This window comes from Humibacillus xanthopallidus (assembly GCF_006716675.1).
In the GTDB taxonomy this organism is placed as follows: Bacteria; Actinomycetota; Actinomycetes; order Actinomycetales; family Dermatophilaceae; genus Humibacillus; species Humibacillus xanthopallidus_B.
The window spans coordinates 161,532-177,321 of record NZ_VFPM01000003.1 but is presented as its reverse complement, the minus strand read 5'-3'; the positions used below and the strand labels follow the sequence as shown (position 1 = coordinate 177,321).

Below are 15,790 nucleotides of genomic sequence, written 5' to 3'. Positions count from 1 at the left end.
GGGCCGGCCGTCGTGCGACGGCCGGAGCGTGCGCGGTCACAATCCGTCAGCCGGCGCGTCGTGCGGGCTGCTCTGCTCGACCCCCGCTGATCCTCCACGTCACGGTACGGGTCGCGTCCTGGGCTCAACTCTGCGGCATGTTCGCGGTCACCGCGAGGATCCATGCAGCGTGCTGCAAGCAGGTTCACTCGAAGAATCACGCTGTGACCGCACCTGCACCCAGCAGGCACACGCCACCCGTGTCGTCGTACACCAAGGCTACGCACTCGACCACGGACGCATCTTGAACACTCAGCTGCCTCCCTGAGCTCCGTGCCGCAAGTCAAGGTAAGAGCAGCATGATCTTTCGGGCTGCGCGTGGTCTCGCCGCCGAGTCGCCACGTGCTATCGGTGGCTCACACGACGCCTTACGTTTCTGCCTCGTTATCGGCGCACAGTCCGATGAGTCCGGGCACGGGGTACGTCCCATTCGTGATGCGGCCTTCGTGGGCCTGCATCAGTGCTCGGTGATTCAAACCGGAGTTGCCGCACCCCACTCATCTCGAGCGCCATGCGCAAGATGTGAGTCGTAGGGGCAACCGCAACGGAACCCGGACACCACATGAATGACACCATGCCCCAGCACCTGCGCGAAGTAGCCCAAGACTTCGAACGCCTCGGGGAGCAGATCGCTCTATCACCACATGCAGATCCCTTCGAGGTCGTCGCTCGCCTCGCACTGGAACGCTTGCCGCACGCACGCGCGGTCAGCATCACCACAGTCAAGAACGACCGCTTCGTCACCGCCGCGTCCACCGACGAGCTGGCCGTGCGGGCGGACGCGATCCAGTACCAGCTGGAGTCCGGTCCGTGCATCGATGCCATCAGGGACCACGCCATCTACTACCCGAGGGATCTGGCCCTCGACCATCGGTGGCCCGAGTACGGCCAACGGGTGGTGGCTGAGCTCGGACTGCGAAGCATGCTCTCGTTCCGGATGAAGCTCGAGTTCGCTGAAGTGATCGCCGGAATGAACTTCTACTCCGCCGAGACCGACGCCTTCGATGACGGCGACCTCGCCGAGGGTCTGCTGCTCACAACGCACGCAGCCCAGGTGGTCGCGGCCGCGCAGCTGCACGACCGCTCCCTCAATCTCGAGCGCGCGCTCGCCACGAGCAGGGACATCGGCGTGGCGATCGGCGTCCTGATGGGCGTGCACAAGCTGGGACGGACGGAAGCCTTCAACCTCCTAAAGATCGCGAGCCAGAACACCAACCAAAAGCTGCACCGGGTCGCCCTGGGTGTCATAGAGACGGGAACCGTGGACGTCATCCCTGAGGGCCGCCCCTGACACCGCAGAGTCGTGAACCACCGCACTCCCGAAGGTGCGGTGCTCTAGCCGGCGCTCGCATAGAACACAGGTGGTGCGAATGTGGTCGTGGGGTAGTGGCGTATCAAGTGATGCCGCCCAGAGCGCCTCCCCGCGCCTGCGCGGGCGGCTCGAGTGACGTCGTCGCCCAGCCCGGCTCGACCGCGGCAGGAGCCGACGCGACGAGCACCGTCAACCTCTACGCGTATGCCGTCCCGAAGGTCGCCCTCGACGCGCTGATCCCCGCCTTCCAGAAGACCGACGCCGGCAAGGGCGTGCAGTTCCAGCAGAGCTACGGCGCCTCGGGCGACCAGAGCCGCAAGGTCGCCGCGGGCGCCGAGGCCGACTTCGTCAACTTCTCGGTGGAGCCCCACGTCACCCGCCTCGTCGACGCGGGTGACGTCGACGCCAACTGGAAAGCCGCCTTCAGATGCCCCACGGTGGTCGCCGCGATCGTGAGCTGCCCGAGCCGCTTGCCGACCTGGTCGACCGCGGCGAACGTGTGCGTGCGCTTGTGCACGTCAGCGCCAACAACAACCATGGTGGTTGCCTCCTTCACCTGATCAGTGACTGGATGGTTGGGCTGGTCGGCGGACACATCTCAGTGGGGGCGGTTGCCACGCTCCTATCAAGTCACGCCGGCCGGTCCGTCGCACCGGCCGCGGGCAAAACGCATGCCCGCCAACCCGAAGGCGGCATCCACGGTAAGAGCCAGACGACCGATGATCAGGACCCAACCACCGCTAGAGCGGTGCTGTGACCCTGACACTGAGTCCACGGTATGCCGCAGCATCGGCCACGCTGTCGGGATCGTCGCGCACGTCACCATGTAGCCGTAGAGCATGGAGCCGGGCTGGTTTACGGTTCCAGGCATGTCCGCCGCGCAGCTGCCGCCCACGGGGACCTGCGAGCTGACCACCGTCGGGCGCCGCAGTGGAGCGCCGCGCCGCGTGGAGCTCTGGTACGTGCTCGTCGACGGCGAGATCGTCCTCACCGGGACCCCGGGGCCTCGGCATTGGCTCGCCAACCTGCGCGAGCACCCGGCCGTGGTGCTGCACCTGAGGGACCCCGACAGGGACTTGCCCGTCACCGCCAAAGACGTCACCGATGAGGCTGCGCGACGCAAGGTTACGCAGGAGGCGTGGCGTCTTCAGCCCTGGTATGCCGAGCAGCCGTACACCCTTGCGGACTGGGTCGCGCACTCCCCGATGGTGGCGCTCACCCCCTGCACGTGATCCCGTGGTGGCTGGCACTTCGTCATCCCTACCGTCGTCCCCCGCGCGGGTTGCGTGGCGGGGTGGAAGTCGGTGCCGGGCGGTCTAGCGCGGCGCCCCGCTCGGGGGATCGGGACGCCGCGCACCTCCTCCATCGCGACGCCGTGGCGCGTCGTTACCGCGCTTCGTCAGTGCCGGGGTCGTGGGTGCTCAACGAGGTGGCGGGTCGAGTGCGGCTCCTGTCTCCGTCAGGGCGCGGAGGGTCTCGGTGAAGCGCGCGGCGGGCGCGCCGTCGATGACGGCGTGGTCGAAGCTCAGCGTGAGCGGCAGCATCAGTCGGGGCACGATCTGTCCGTGGTGGACCGCGGGTCGCTCCACGACGCTGCCCACGGTGACGATGAGGGTCAGCGGTGCGACCGGGATGGCCCAGCCCCAACCGTGCGTGAACATCCCGATCGAGGTGACCCCGACCGCTGGTCCGAACGTCGCCGCGATGCCCGGTCTGGTGGATGCCATCCGGATGGCCGTGCGCCTCAGCGGCCCCGGGAGTCGCACCAGCGCAGCCGTGAGACGGCTCTGAGGGTGGGCCCGTGCCGGCCCGTACTTGGCCCGGTGCAGCTCGTCCGTGATCTCAGCACTCGACTTGCGATCCGCTGCCCGGATGATGGCGATGTCGAGGACCGCGCGTCCGTTCTCTACACGCTCCACCGTGGCGCCGACGTCGACATGGTCGAAGAGCAGGAGCGTGTTGCCGGCCTTTCGCGCGTTCACCTCGGGATGCTCGACGACCGCCCGCGCCACGGTGGCGATCACGAACCCCGTCCACGAGACCGCAGGTCGCGCCTCACGGATCCGTTCGCCGGCGTCCGTCACGTCGAGCTCGACCAGCGCATGGACCTGGAACCGTCTGCTGGCGCTGGTCAACCGGTCCAGGACCGGTTGCCGCTCCTTCGGGATCGGCCGCAGCACGTAGCTCGCGCCCGCCGCCCCATTCATGGGTGCGCCGGCGGTCAGCGGATGCCGTGCCACAGCGCGCGCTCCCACGAGCGCGGGTCGTCCACGACCACGGAGGTGGTGTCGAACCGCATGGTCGCTCGCCGCTTCAGGTCGTAGGCCGGCCAGCCCGGATCGCCGGTCCGGGCGAACGACACCCACGCAGCGTGCATGGTGTCTGCCAGCGCCTGCGGTGGGTCGGCGCCGAGCAGCGGCCCGAAGAGCGGCGCGTCCGGGCTCACCGTGTCGAAGACGAACGGCACCTCCAGCGCGTGCACCGCGCCCAGCCCCGGTGAGGCCCAGGCGAACTCATACATGTACGTGCTGGCGGCCGGGCTGACGTGCGCCTCGGCCAGGGCAAGTGCAGGGATCCGCATCCACCAGTCGGTCTGCACCTTCGCAAGGAGGTCACCGGGGCTCGAGCCCGGGTACCTCGCCCGGTAGGCGGCAAGGGCCGTGGCCGGGGCGAGACCGTAGGCGGCGAGCGACTGGTGCCCGTAGGCGGTGACCGGCCCGGTCAGGATCTCCTCGGTGATGCTCGCGATGGCGCCGCTGACCACAAGCCACAGCCTCCAGTCGTCGGTGTTGGTCCCGATCACGACGTCGACGTCCCGACCGGACCCTGCGCGGATGCGCTCGATGGGCAGGCTAGGCAGGACGTCCCCGTCGACCACGGGCTGCCAGGGCATGGTGCTCGTCGCGACGGCCTCACCCCAACGGTCCGGGTCCGGGTCGGTGAGCAGCTCCGCTTTCAGGCCCGCTTGCGCGGCCAGCAGCCGGGGGACCCCGACGTCCGCGATCGCCTCGCGGGTCGGGGCGACGCCGAGCCGATCCGCCAGTCGGTGGGCGATTCGCAGTGCGTCCTCGGCGGGCGTCACCTGGTGCGCGGCCCCGCTCTGCAGAATCGCCCGTCGAAACAGGCCCTCGGCGCAGGGCATGGCGAGCAGGGTGCCGATGCTCATGGCGCCAGCCGACTCACCGAAAACGGTGACGTTGTCAGGGTCGCCGCCGAACGCGGCGATGTTCTCGCGCACCCACTCGAGTGCCGCGACCTGGTCGAGCAGCCCGAGGTTCGCGACGCCGTCATCGAGGAAGAGGAACCCCTCCGCGCCCGGCCGCCAGTTGATGACGACGCAGACCACCCCGTCGCGAGCGAACCGACTCCCGTCGTATGCCGCCGTCGAGCTCAGCTCGAACATGCCGCCCTGGATCCACACCATCACCGGCAGACCCGACCCGGGCGGGTCGGGCGTCCAGAGGTTGAGGTTGAGGCAGTCCTCGGACACCGCGGCACGCTTCACGGCCTCGAACGCCCCTCCGACGGCCTCCCAGTCCTCAGCCGCTCCCGACGGCGGGCCGGTTGGAGTCGGCGGCGCCACCTGCGGCGGCTCTGCCCCCAGCGTCACCGCGCCGCGGACCCCCGCCCACGCCGCCACCGGCTCAGGGGGACGGAGCCGGTTCGCGCCGAACGGCGGCGCCGCATACGGCACGCCGAGGAAGGACGCCACCCCATCGGCAACGTTGCCGCGCAGCAGTCCGCTGACCGTCCTCACCACAGCATCCATCTGTCCACGATTGAGGCCGGTCACGACAACGGCTAGAGTCGAAAGTCCCGGGCCGGCCACTGATACGGGCCACGCGTCCTTGGTGGACGACAACCGCGGTCCACGGCGACTGTGGCACGCGGTCGCTGGGGTGACTGCACGATCGGAGCGCCGCCGGGCGTGGAACGTGATCCGCTTCCCGCGCCGGCGCAAGCGTTAAACGACATGATGCCGATGAGCGAGCGTCCTTACGCCCAGTTAGGGCGTGTCCGGTATCCGCTGCCTCGCGCCGCCAGGAGATAGCGGTTGGTTGCTTTCGGGCATCCGTCGCCAGAGAGAGTGGGAGCGCCTGAGTGCTGCGTTCGTCTCGGTGATTGTGACCGGTCATCGTGGCGACCCAGCGACGTCTCTGAAGTCGACGTGCGGCCTACAGCGTGGGCCCGGTTGTCGGGGCCGGCTGCGGGTGTTGGTGAGCGGCGTGGACGAAGCGGCGGTACCTCTCGAACCTGGTCAACTCTTCTGACGCGAACCGGTAGGGCGAGTTCTTGTCGGCCAGCCACACGTAGGTCACCAGGCCCAGGAATACGATGAGCCAGGCAAAGAGGTAACCGATCCCGATCCACCAGTCGTTGGCGGTGATCAGGTTCTGCTGGTTGACCTCGATCAGGTACCAGATGCTCAAGACGAGCCACGGAACCACGGACAGCAGGCCGGGGCTGTACAGCGCCCGGGCCTTGCCGAACCCGCCGCCGCAGTGAAGGAGAACTTCGAGGAAGTTGAACAGGACGGGTGCCAGGGCAAGCCAGATGACGTCGGGGAACAACACCGGCAGCAGGTAGAACGGGTAAGCGGCCAGGACGTTGACAACCATCGAGTTCATCTGGTTCAGCGGGTAGCGATCAGGAGTCCTACTGGCGCGGACGACCTCGTTCATGAATGTCGGCAGCCCGCCTGGCCACCCGTACTCCTCGAACTCGTGCAGCATCAGCACGGCGAAGCTGAGTAGGAGGATCCGCTGCAGCGTGTTGAGCTCGATGAGCACACCGCAAGCCAAGGCCAGGATGCAGACCGCGATCCCGACGTCGTACCAGTGCCTGAGATACCACCGCATGGTGTCTTGCCTCCAACGAGTGGGAGCCAGGAGCCGCGTCCCTGGCTGCGGCTCGGAAACACGCGACAAGAAGTAGTCGTGTGACTAAATGTAGGGATGGATAATCCTGTCCGGCAAGGTCCAACTGCCACGCTCACCCCTGGGTGGGTCGGGACGGACGAGCGGGAGAGGAGCACCGGATGGCGAAGACTGGGCGCCGGCCGGGCACGCCAGAAACCCGCGCACACATCCTGCGCGTCGCCCGTGACCAGTTCGCCGAGCGGGGTTACACCGAGACCACCATCCGGTCGGTTGCCGAGGCCGCGCGCGTGCACCCCGCGTTGTTGCATCACTACTTCGGCACCAAGCAGCAGCTATACCGCGAAGCCCTCGACTTTCCAGTCGACCCTTGGGCCGTCCTTGACCGGCTGCTCAAAGACACCGCGCTAGAAGACCTCGCCGCCCCGCTGGTCCGACACTTCGTGCGCACTTGGCGAGACCCGGACACCGGCGCCTGGCTACGAGCGAGCACCCGGCAGGTCTTCAGCCAGAGCGACAGCGTCCGCCTCATGCGCAACCACTGGGACACCGTTGTTCTCGTACGGATCGCGGCGACCTACGACCTACCCCAGAAGCAAGTGGCGATCGCCATCGCAAGCCTGTTCGGGGTGACCCTGGCCGACTCCTACATCGGCCTCGCCGCGCTCCAGGAGCTCGATGATGAGGAGCTGGTTGCGATCGTGGCACCAGTGGTCGACCGCTGCCTCAGGCCAGCCCCCTGACCAGTGCGACTTCGAGGCCGAGTGTGTCCCAGCACCGCGTCGGGCTCGCCATCCATTGCGCCGACTGCTCGCGTCAAGACTTCCGGGAGTCGCCCTAGCAGGTCACCTCCAGGCTCATGCGAGTATCGGCGCCATACCGAACCCGGGATCGAGTTCCGCGCTCACGCGATTAGGGCCAAGGTCTACTTCGGCTCAGCGTGCAACGCCGCTCTGTATCGCGGTTGCCCGATCGGCGGTGAATACCCCCGCCTCCAGCAGGCCGACGTACGCGAGGCTGGGCTGGCGTACGTCGGCAGCGAGTTCCAGTTGGCCCTGGACGTGCGGTTCGCTTCCAAGGAGCTCGCCGCGAGCAGACCACATCGAGGGCGCATTCGCTGGAATGCTCCAAAGCCGGAGGGCACGGCGGCTTGATGATGCTGGCCCGTTCAGTGTTGCGCGAGGTGGAACAACATCTGTTGTTCGGGAGTGATGAGGTGGGAGTGGTCGTCGTCTCCGGTCTCGATGAGCACCCAGTTGACGGCTCCTGTGAAGGTGAAGCCGGCGGGGTAGTCGGGGACGACGGGTGAGCCGGTGTCCTTGCCGACGTCGCTGGTCTCGTCGGCGGTGAACCCGATCGGGATGGACGCCTCGATCCTGCCCTGGCCGACCTGGATTCCGTCGACGAACAGGGTGATGGTCGCGCCCTTGGCGAGTCCGCCGCCGTCGTAGGCGGACTCCATGCGGACCTGGTGAGTGCCGGCCGGCACGGGGTCGGCGGCTTCGACGTAGCTGTAGGCGAGGCTGGCGAGGTTGTAGCCGAACTTGAGCCGGCCATCTTTGAGGTAGACCGTCCAGCCGGCAGAGAAGCCGCCCTGGTTCACGATCACGCCCTGGGCGCCACCCTCGGGGATCTCCACCTCAGCGGTGACCGAATAGGACTTGTTCTTGACGTTGAGGATGCCTTCTTGCGGCAGGCCGCCCATGCCCGGGTAGAGGGTCTGTCGGTTGCCCTTGACCGGTTCGGGGCGCCCTGCCATCTCGGAGTTGAACCGTTCGGCCAGGCGCCCGTCGAGGGGAAAGACGTTGTACTTCGACGCCTCGAGGATGAACAGTCGCTGCAGCTCGGCCAGCTTCTCGGGCTGTTCGGCCGCGAGATCGCGGGATTGGGCCTGGGTCCAGTTGGTACGCGTGTCGTAGAGTTCCCAAGTGTCGTCGTCCAACGACCCCAAGTCGGCGAGCGGCTCCCAGGGGACCCGGTGGCGGGTGGAGCCGATCCAGCCGTCGTGGTAGATCCCACGGTTGCCGTACATCTCGAAGTACTGGATGGTGTGCCGGTCCGCGGCACCGGGATCGTTGAACGTGTACGTCATCGAGGTGCCCTCCAGCGGTGCCTGGGTGACGCCGTGGACCATCGTCGGTTGCGGCAGGCCGGCGACCTCGAGCACGGTGGCGGCGATGTCGATCACGTGGGCGAACTGCTCGCGCGTCTCGCCCTTGCCGGTGATCCCGGTCGGCCAGTGCACGATCGTGCCGTTGCGTGAACCACCGAAATGGGAGGCGACCTGCTTGGTCCACTGGTACGGCGTGCACAAGGCGTGCGCCCAGCCCACCGCGTACAGCGGGTAGGAGTCCGTGCTGCCCCACCGGTCCAGACGTTCCATTAAGAACTCCGGTGTCTCGCGATCGGCCAGCCCGTTGGCCATGATGTACTCGTTGAACGAGCCGTTGATCGTGCCCTCACCCGAGGCGCCGTTGTCGCCGATGATGTAGAAGACCAGGGTGTCGTCCAGTGCCCCGAGGTCCTCCAGGGCTTGGATCACGCGGCCGACGTGGTGGTCGGTCTGCTCCAGGAAGCCGGCGTAGTTCTCGATCTGGCGGCGCAGGATCGGCTTGAGGTCCTCGGGCATGTCAACCCAGGCCGGGATCTCGTCGTGCCGGCTGGTCAGCTCGGCGTCCGGCGGGACGATCCCTAGGTGCTTCTGGGCGGCGAACGTCCGCTCCCGCAGGGCGTCCCAGCCCTCGTCGAAGACCCCCTCGTACTTCTCCCGCCACTCTGCAGGCACATGGTGCGGGGCGTGGGTGGCACCCGGGGCGTAGTAGATGAAGAAGGGTTGGTCCGGGGCCAGGGCCCGGTTCTGCCGAATCCAGGCGATCGCATGATCGGCGAGATCCTCGTTGAGGGTGTAGCCCTCTTCCGGTGTGCGGGGCGGGTCGACCTGGGAGGTGCCCTCGTGCAGAGCCGGGTAGTACTGGTTGGTCTCACCGCCGACGAACCCGTAGAAGTATTCGAAGCCGCTGCCAGTGGGCCACCTGTCGAAGGGCCCCACCGGGCTCGACTCCCACTGGGGAACCTCGTGGCATTTACCGAACATCGCTGTGGCGTACCCGTTCAGGCGCAGCGTCTCCTGGACCGTGGCCTTCGTGTTCGGCCGGGTCGTGTTGTACCCGGGCGCAGCGGTCGCGGTCTCGGTGATCGACCCGAACCCCACCGAGTGATGGTTACGGCCAGTCAACAACGCCGCTCTCGTCGGCGCGCACATCGCCGTCGTGTGGAACCGGGTGTACCTCAGGCCCCCGCCAGCGAGCCGCTCAGCGGTCGGCATGTGCACCGGCCCCCCAAATGCGCTCGACGCACCGAACCCGACGTCGTCCAACAGGATCACCACCACGTTCGGCGCACCCGCAGGCGGCCGCAGCCGCGTGATCGGATCGAAGTGCGTCCCCGGATCGGTCGCCGCGTACGTCGTCACCCCCAGCACCGGTCGATCCGGAATGGGCAGAACCTCACGCGGCACATCACTCACCATCGGACCCAAACCTCCTGCTATCGCCTATCACTTATTCCAGCCATCCCAACAGCTACCGAACTTCGACCAGCCTCCACCTGCATCGCCTCGCCCGACAACAGCACTGACCGACGGCGAAGCGTCTGCCCCGACCCAGCGTCACGACGAGGGCCAACAATCCAATCGGGCCCGGCGCGCTGATCTGTGGGGGTGCGAGGCTCGGCTTGCTTTTCGGCTCCCTCGGCGCTGGCGTTCGTGAAGAGCCGCCGAAGGACACAGAGAGGGTTCGGCAGCGGTGGTCCCTCGTGGGAGTTCGCCGGTTCACGCCGGAATCTGCCGTAGCTCGAGAAGTGTCAGCCCGAGGTCGTCCAGGGTGGAGATGACGGCGCGCACGGCGGCCTGGTCAGTCAGCTCGCCGTGTAGCGACATGCCGCCCAAGTCCGATGCGGGCTGGACTGTGAGCTGCGGGAAAGCGGCCGCTACGCGGTCGCTGGGGCTGCCTGCCACGATGAACTGATAGCGCATTTGCCTCTCCTCAGCACGAGTGTCACCTCTGGTCGACACGCCTTGCTCACATGAACTGGGTGAGCTGAAGGACTTGTGTGTGCCACGCTGGAGCAATGGCGTATCGGTCTGGCCTGGTTCCATCACAGACCCGGCGTCCGAACCACGCCGCTCCCGTGGTGGACCGTGGAGGGCTGCGAGCCGTTCTGGGCGTACGTGATGCCCAGGGCAGGCGGGTGCTGCTCGTGTCTGCCGGTGCCGGTTGGGGCAAGTCCACTCTGCTCGTCCAGCGCACCGAGGATCTCGAATCCGACGGAGTCCAGGTCGCTTGGGTGACCGTGCCGGCTCACGCGTCGGCCCAGTCGGTGTGGTCCTCGGTCCTGGTGGCGCTGCAGGAGCGTTTTGCCGGCTCGTTCCCGGAGGCGGCAGCTGCCCTGGGGGACCTTGCCCTGCCTTCTGCCCGCTCCACCGACGAGTTCGTCAGCGCACTGGCCGGCGTGTTGGCAGGCGCCGCACCGATTGCCCTAGTGGTCGACGAGCTCCAGCACGCCCCCGCGGATGCGGTGGCCCTGCTCTTCCGGGTCGTCGAGGAGGTGGGCCCCGAGACAAGGTTTCTGTTCGGGACCCGCTGGGATCCGAACGTTCCGTTGGGCCGGTGGCAGGCGCAGGGGATGCTCCACCAGGTCAGGGGCGCCGATCTCGCGTTCGACGAGCAGGAGACCGCCGCGGTCTTGGCTCTGCACGCAGCCGGCATAGACGACGACGTCGCTGTCGAGGTCCACAGACTCACCGAGGGTTGGCCCGTCGCCGTCGCGCTGGCCGGGAGTGCGCTGGAGCACCACACGGACCCGCACCTGTTCGTCAAGGAGTTCGCCACCGACACCCGGCCGATGGCCGACTATCTCGTCACGGAGCTGTTCGGCGACCTGGGCGACGAGCTGGCGCAGTACCTCCTCGATGTCTGCGCCCCGGACGAGGTCACCGTGGATCTCGCCCTGGCGCTCACGGGTCGCGCCGATGGTGGCGCCGTCCTGGCCAGGTGGGCGACCACCTCGGCCATGGTGGCCCGCTACGACCACGAGCCGGTGACCTACCGTCTGCACTCCCTGCTGCGCGCGTACCTGCGCGCCGAGGCCCGCCGCCGCGACCTGCCTCGATGGCGACGGTCGAACCGCATCGCGGCGCAGTGGTTCGCCGACCGCGGGTCGCTGACCCCGTCGCTCGCCGCAGCAGGAGAGTCCCACGACTGGATGCTGCTGACCGACCTCCTGGAACGGCACGGTCTCGAGCTCGTGATGGGCGGCGAGATCGACGCCGTTCGTGGCGCACTGGCGGCCCTGCCGCACAACGATGACGCAACGCGCCTCGCATCCCGGCTGGAGGGGGTCGCGGCAATGCTCGGCGGCGACCTGCCTGGGTTGCGACGGTCGCCGCCGCGCTTGCGTCCGCGGACCCGAGGTCTGCGGCGGCTCGATGGGCGGAGCTGTTCGACCTGGCGGGCGCGCGACTGGCCGGTGGTCGACCGTCATCGCTCAGCACCCGCCTCGCGACCCAGGACCCATCCCGCATCACCGACCCCGACGAGTCGCTGCTCACCTACCTGTGCGCGGGTCGTGGAGGCTCGAGCTCGGCGACTTCCCGGCAGCAGAGAACGACCTTGAGAGCGCGCTGCGGCTGGCGACCGAGTCCAAGCGCGACCTGGCCGCCTTGGACTGCCAGTCGCGCCTCTGCCTGGCGGCAGCAGCGGACGGCGACTTCCGCCTCACCAAACAGCGGTGCGACGAGGCCACGGTCTGGGCGACCAGGCGCGGCCTGGCCCACCAAACACCGATGATTCCGGTGCTGCTCATGCAGGCCTGGGCCGGATGGGATTCCCTTGACGACCCTGCTACGCGCGGACACGTCGACGCGCTACGCGCGTTTGGGGGGTCGAGTGACCCCCAAGTGGAGGCGTCGGTGAACTGGCTGGACTTGGTGCTCGGGCTCGGAGCCACGCGTGACCGGCAGCGCTACCACCGCGACATCAACGCCTGGTGGGGGCGCCATGATGCCTTGCTGACCGCGGCGACGGGTCTGAGCGCCTACCTGGTCCACGAGCTGCACGTCGCCAACGAAGCACGCGACGGGGACTGGACCGACGACGTCCTGCGCCGCGCTGTCGACCTGCATCCCGGCACGGGTGATGTCGCCGTCCTGCACGCGATGCGCGCCTTTGCCAACGACGACACCGACGGCGCCCAGCGGGCCGTCGGCTCCTTCCTCAAGACCGGGGCGTACCCGATCGCGGCGACCACCGGCTACCTTCTCGCGGCCCTGCTCGCCGACCGCGAGGGCAGCCACCGCGACACCGGACACTGGCTGCGTGAGGCGCTCCGCGTCGTCGAGCGTCGACTCAGCTACCGACCACTGACCTTCGTACCTCGCCACGCGACGGCGCTCCTACGCGCCCGTATCGGCACGTTCGGGCCCCTGGACGACGTCGCTGCTCAGGCGATCCGAGCACTGGACCTGACCCCCAAGAAGGCGTCGGTCCCCCTGACCACCCAGGAGAGGGCTGTCCTGGAGCTGCTGGTCTCCCAGCTCACCGTGCCCGGCATCGCCATGGAGCTCGCCGTCAGCCCCAACACCATCCGGACCCATCTGAAGTCCCTGTACCTCAAGCTCGACGTCCACACCCGCGCCGATGCGGTCGCCCGGGCGCGACTGGCGCGCCTGCTGTAGCCCCGCGGGTCCCCTCACCCAGTTCATGTGAGGCGATCCCTTGCACCCGGCGGGACGGTTGGTCCGCACGAGGACCCCAAGGAGGACCGGTGGGAAACGAACAGCCACAGGTCAGTGCCGTACGAGGGCACGCCATCACGTTCACCGGTGACCCGTTCTTCGACGACGGCGCCTTCGTCGACGTACCGGACGGCCTGATCGTCAGCGAGGGTGGCCGGATCACGGCGTTCGGCTCCTTCGATGACACGCGCCACGCCGTGCCAGATGGTGTCGAGGTGACCCATTACCCCGATCACCTGATCTGTGCCGGGTTCATCGACACCCACATCCACTACGTGCAGACCGGCATCATCGGCGCCTTCGGGTCCCAGCTCATCGACTGGCTCAACCACTACACGTTCATCGAGGAGCAGAACTTTGCCGACCGGGCGCACGCCGACGACGTCGCCCGCCGCTACTTCGACGAGCTGCTGCGCAACGGCACGACGACCGCGGTCACCTTCTGCGCGGTCTACCCCGAGTCGGTGGACGCCTTCTTCGAGGAGTCGGTGCGTCGCGGCACCCGGATGGTCGGCGGCAAGGTCCTGATGGACCGCAACGCCCCCGACCATCTCCTGGACACCGCGCAGAGCGGCTACGACGAGTCCAAGGAGCTCATCGCCCGCTGGCACGGCAACGGGCGACAGATGTACGCCATCACCCCCCGCTTCGCCCCGACCTCGACCCCGGAGCAGCTCGAGGCGGCCGGGACCCTCTGGGCGGAGTCACCCGGCACCTTCGTGCACACCCACGTCTCGGAGAACACCGGCGAGATCGCCTGGGTCCGCTCGCTGTTCCCCGACCGCGCCGGCTACCTCGACGTCTACGACCACTACGGCCTGCTCGGGCGACGCAGCGTGCTGGCCCACGGGGTGCACCTCACCGACCGCGAACGCGCCCGGGTGGCCGAGACCGGCTCGGCCGTCGCGCACTGCCCCACGTCCAACCTGTTCCTCGGTTCGGGCCTGTTCCACGTCCACGACGCCAAGGACCCCAAGCGCCCGATGCACGTGGGCCTGGGCACCGACGTGGGCGCTGGCACCAGCTTCTCGCTGCTCGCGACGATGAACGAGGCCTACAAGGTCGCCGAGTTGAACAACTACCCGATGAACGCGATCAAGTCGTTCTACCTGGCGACCCTTGGCGGCGCGGAGGCGCTCGACCTAGCCGATGACATCGGGTCTCTCGCCGTCGGCAAGGAGGCCGACTTCGTCGTGCTCGACCCCAACGCCACGCCGTTGCTGTCCTACCGTTCCGGTCGGGCCAAGACCACCGAGGAGCTGATGTTCGTGCTGTCGATCATGGCCGACGACCGATCCGTTGCCGCCACCTACGTGGCCGGCGCCATCGCCCACGCCCGAGAAGAGGACCGGTCCGGTCCAGCCGACGCCGCAGGCACCACGGGAGGAGGAGCCTGATGTCCACCGGCCACGCGGGGTACGCCCACGCCACCACGACGATGTTCGGCAAGGCGCACGACCCCAAGGCGCCCTCGCGCAAGGGCGGTACAGAGGCCTGGACCATCTGGGTGCTGGCCACCCTCTTCGTCGTCTGGCTCTTCGCCATCCAGACCGGCTACGGCATCGTCTCGCCCGACATCCAAAAGGATGCCGGGCTGTCAATCGGTCAGATCTCGCTCGCCGCGTCGATCTACACGTGGGCGTTCGCGCTGTGCCAGTTCTTCTCCGGCTCGCTCCTGGACCGGTACGGCACCCGCCCGCTGCTCGCGATCGCCGTCGGTTTCGTGACCGCCGGTGCGTTCCTATTCGCCGCCACGACCAGCTTCGGCACCCTCGTGCTCGCCCAGGTCGTGCTCGCGATCGGGTCCAGCTTCGGGTTCGTCGGGGCTGGCTACGTCGGCGGGACCTGGTTCCTGGCCGCGAAGTACGGGCTGATGTTCGGGCTGGTGCAGTGCTTCGCCTCACTCGGGTCCGCGTTCAGCCAGCCGATGATCTCGGCAGCGCTCGGGGTCATGTCGTGGCAGCAGCTGCTGGCCGGGTTCGGGGCGTTCGGTGTGCTGCTCGTCGCAGCCTTCGCCTTCGTCGTCCGCAACCCCGTGAGCACGCCCGAGGAGGCCGCAGCGGCGGCCGAGGCCTCCGCGGGCAAGAACGTCTTCGGCGAGATCTTCTCCGACCTCGGCGGCTGCTTCCGCAACTCCCAGGTGGTGCTGTCCTCCCTGTTCGCCGGCGCCTCGTTCGGCACCATGCTCGCCGTGGGTGTCCTGTGGGGACCGCGCGTTCAGGAGGCCCGCGGCGCATCGGTCGGGTTCGCCGCCGTCCTGTCTGCCCTGGCCTGGCTCGGCCTGGCCGCCGGCGCACCACTGGTGAACGTGGTATCCAACCGGTGGCACTCGCGCAAGAAGCCCGCCGTCGTCGGGATGCTCCTGCAAACCGTCGCCGTGGCCCTGTTCATCTACGGCCCGGCCAACGGCAAAGGCGCCGCAGCCGTTGTCATGCTCGCCGTCGGGCTCTTCGCCGGCACCCACATGCTCGGCTTCACCATCGCCGGGGAGTCGGTGTCGCCGAACCTGATCGGTTCAGCCTCGGCCATCGTCAACGGGGTCTGCTTCATCATCGGCGGAATTCTGGAGGCCGTGCCCGGCAAGCTCCTACCCGCGGGCACACCGACGCTATCCGACTACCAAGGCGCCCTGTGGATCATGCCGGTCGTCCTCCTCCTCGGCGCCGGCGCAGCCCTAGCCCTCAAGGAGCGTCCAGCAGCCGAGCCCGCCACCAGCGCCGGCACCAACGCCGTCTCGGCCGGCTGACCCGGCCCACATCGGCCACGACC

At 68.1% G+C, this 15,790-nt stretch carries 12 protein-coding genes and 2 pseudogenes; 8 read left to right on the top strand and 6 right to left on the bottom strand.

What is annotated here, in order from left to right:
* The first annotated feature begins 613 nt into the window (after nt 1–613).
* The gene (locus tag FBY41_RS15945) at nt 614–1,330 is read left to right on the top strand and encodes a GAF and ANTAR domain-containing protein (RefSeq protein ID WP_260439834.1); all 717 of its coding nucleotides are present in this window, start codon (nt 614–616) and stop codon (nt 1,328–1,330) included.
* A gap of 110 nt (nt 1,331–1,440) precedes the next feature.
* A pseudogene (locus tag FBY41_RS15940) lies at nt 1,441–1,824 on the top strand (substrate-binding domain-containing protein); the annotation flags it as partial.
* Here FBY41_RS15940 and FBY41_RS23990 read toward each other — a convergent pair.
* Nucleotides 1,770–1,907 (bottom strand): annotated as a pseudogene (locus FBY41_RS23990) (IS110 family transposase); the annotation flags it as partial. The pseudogenes FBY41_RS15940 and FBY41_RS23990 overlap by 55 nt on opposite strands.
* Nucleotides 1,908–2,220: 313 nt before the next feature.
* Between FBY41_RS23990 and FBY41_RS15930 the strand changes: the two are divergent.
* Nucleotides 2,221–2,583: a nitroreductase family deazaflavin-dependent oxidoreductase gene (locus tag FBY41_RS15930; RefSeq protein ID WP_185749110.1), complete on the top strand. Its 363-nt coding sequence runs from the start codon at nt 2,221–2,223 to the stop codon at nt 2,581–2,583.
* A gap of 189 nt (nt 2,584–2,772) precedes the next feature.
* On the opposite strand, the gene FBY41_RS15925 is transcribed toward FBY41_RS15930, so the two are convergent.
* From FBY41_RS15925 to FBY41_RS15915, 3 genes are all read right to left on the bottom strand, one after another.
* Nucleotides 2,773–3,558, bottom strand: a complete 786-nt coding sequence (locus tag FBY41_RS15925) for a 2-oxo acid dehydrogenase subunit E2 (RefSeq protein WP_141845286.1) — start codon at nt 3,556–3,558, stop codon at nt 2,773–2,775.
* Between the two features lie 14 nt (nt 3,559–3,572).
* Nucleotides 3,573–5,120 carry a carboxylesterase/lipase family protein gene (locus FBY41_RS15920; RefSeq protein WP_141845285.1) on the bottom strand — a complete coding sequence of 516 codons (1,548 nt, stop codon included), beginning with the start codon at nt 5,118–5,120 and terminating at the stop codon, nt 3,573–3,575.
* Nucleotides 5,121–5,526: 406 nt separating this feature from the next.
* Complete coding sequence (locus tag FBY41_RS15915; protein ID WP_141845284.1) at nt 5,527–6,210, bottom strand: HXXEE domain-containing protein; 684 nt, start codon at nt 6,208–6,210, stop codon at nt 5,527–5,529.
* A 179-nt stretch (nt 6,211–6,389) separates the two neighbouring features.
* On the opposite strand from FBY41_RS15915, the gene FBY41_RS15910 reads away from it, so the two are divergent.
* On the top strand, nt 6,390–6,971 hold the full coding sequence (locus FBY41_RS15910) for a TetR/AcrR family transcriptional regulator (protein WP_141845283.1): 582 nt from the start codon (nt 6,390–6,392) through the stop codon (nt 6,969–6,971).
* Nucleotides 6,972–7,396: 425 nt separating this feature from the next.
* Here the strand turns inward: FBY41_RS15910 and FBY41_RS15905 are convergent, their stop codons facing one another.
* Together FBY41_RS15905 and FBY41_RS15900 are read right to left on the bottom strand one after the other, a co-directional pair.
* Complete coding sequence (locus FBY41_RS15905; RefSeq protein WP_141845282.1) at nt 7,397–9,757, bottom strand: arylsulfatase; 2,361 nt, start codon at nt 9,755–9,757, stop codon at nt 7,397–7,399.
* A 300-nt stretch (nt 9,758–10,057) separates the two neighbouring features.
* Nucleotides 10,058–10,261, bottom strand: a complete 204-nt coding sequence (locus FBY41_RS15900; RefSeq protein WP_141845281.1) for a hypothetical protein — start codon at nt 10,259–10,261, stop codon at nt 10,058–10,060.
* A 95-nt stretch (nt 10,262–10,356) separates the two neighbouring features.
* On the opposite strand from FBY41_RS15900, the gene FBY41_RS15895 reads away from it, so the two are divergent.
* The 4 genes from FBY41_RS15895 (at nt 10,357) to FBY41_RS15880 (ending at nt 15,767) form a co-directional block, all read left to right on the top strand.
* Nucleotides 10,357–11,901, top strand: coding sequence for an AAA family ATPase (locus tag FBY41_RS15895; RefSeq protein WP_141845280.1), 1,545 nt, complete (start codon nt 10,357–10,359; stop codon nt 11,899–11,901).
* 295 nt (nt 11,902–12,196) lie between these two features.
* A complete protein-coding gene (locus FBY41_RS23480; protein WP_185749108.1) occupies nt 12,197–12,961 on the top strand; it encodes a helix-turn-helix transcriptional regulator in 765 nt (254 codons plus the stop codon).
* Nucleotides 12,962–13,050: 89 nt separating this feature from the next.
* A complete protein-coding gene (gene guaD, locus FBY41_RS15885) occupies nt 13,051–14,418 on the top strand; it encodes a guanine deaminase (RefSeq protein ID WP_141845278.1) in 1,368 nt (455 codons plus the stop codon).
* A complete protein-coding gene (locus FBY41_RS15880) occupies nt 14,418–15,767 on the top strand; it encodes an MFS transporter (RefSeq protein ID WP_141845277.1) in 1,350 nt (449 codons plus the stop codon). Before guaD ends, FBY41_RS15880 begins: the two co-directional genes overlap by 1 nt.
* Nucleotides 15,768–15,790 lie beyond the last annotated feature (23 nt).